General features: G+C 50.2%; 1 protein-coding gene. It reads left to right on the plus strand.

Annotation, left to right across the window (positions count from 1 at the left end):
- Positions 1-63: 63 nt before the first annotated feature.
- A protein-coding gene (locus tag APU11_RS18615; RefSeq protein WP_085949497.1) for an IS3 family transposase occupies positions 64-1,211 on the plus strand; the annotation gives its coding sequence in 2 pieces (ribosomal slippage) (positions 64-301 and positions 301-1,211; 1,149 coding nt in all).
- Positions 1,212-1,229: the final 18 nt, after the last annotated feature.

Here is a 1,229-nt window from a genome sequence, read left to right on the forward strand (position 1 = left end):
TGAATCGCCACGCGTTTAACAGACACCTCAGAGTCATTTAAGATGACTTAAAGAGAGGTGCCCATGAGCGGTAAGCGTTATCCTGAAGAGTTTAAAACTGAAGCAGTCAAACAGGTTGTTGATCGCGGTTATTCTGTTGCCAGCGTTGCAACACGTCTCGATATCACCACCCACAGCCTTTATGCCTGGATAAAGAAGTACGGTCCGGATTCTTCCACTAATAAAGAACAGTCAGATGCTCAGGCCGAGATCCGCCGTCTCCAGAAAGAGCTGAAACGGGTTACCGACGAACGGGACATATTAAAAAAAGCCGCGGCGTACTTCGCAAAGCTGTCCGACTGAGGTACGCCTTTATCCGTGACAACTCCTGTTGCTGGCCTGTTCGCCTGCTCTGTCGGGTGCTGGATGTTCATCCCAGTGGTTTTTACGCCTGGCTTCAGCAGCCGCATTCACAACGCCATCAGGCAGACCTGAGACTGACAGGACAGATTAAACAGTTCTGGCTGGAATCGGGATGCGTCTATGGTTATCGCAAAATCCATCTGGATCTGCGTGACAGCGGGCAACAGTGCGGAGTAAACAGAGTCTGGAGACTGATGAAACGTGTCGGAATAAAGGCTCAGGTCGGATACCGAAGCCCGCGGGCACGTAAAGGCGAGGCCAGTATCGTGTCACCCAACAGGCTCCAGCGACAGTTCAATCCGGATGCTCCTGATGAGCGTTGGGTAACGGACATAACCTACATCAGGACCCACGAAGGCTGGCTGTATCTTGCCGTTGTTGTTGATCTGTTCTCACGCAAAATTATCGGCTGGTCCATGCAATCCCGGATGACAAAGGACATTGTCCTGAACGCACTGCTGATGGCTGTATGGCGGCGTAATCCCGAAAAACAGGTGCTGGTTCATTCGGATCAGGGCAGTCAGTACACAAGCCATGAGTGGCAGTCGTTCCTGAAATCACACGGCCTGGAGGGTAGCATGAGCCGTCGCGGTAACTGCCATGATAATGCGGTTGCAGAAAGTTTTTTCCAGTTGTTGAAACGTGAACGGATAAAGAAAAAGATCTACGGAACGCGGGAAGAAGCCCGCAGTGATATTTTTGATTACATCGAAATGTTTTATAACAGTAAGCGTCGGCATGGTTCTAGCGAACAGATGTCACCGACAGAATATGAAAACCAGTATTATCAACGGCTCGGAAGTGTCTAGATTATCCGTGGCGATTCA

Origin of the sequence: Enterobacter sp. 50793107, assembly GCF_001463365.1 — a bacterium.
GTDB lineage: Bacteria > Pseudomonadota > Gammaproteobacteria > Enterobacterales > Enterobacteriaceae > Enterobacter > Enterobacter cloacae.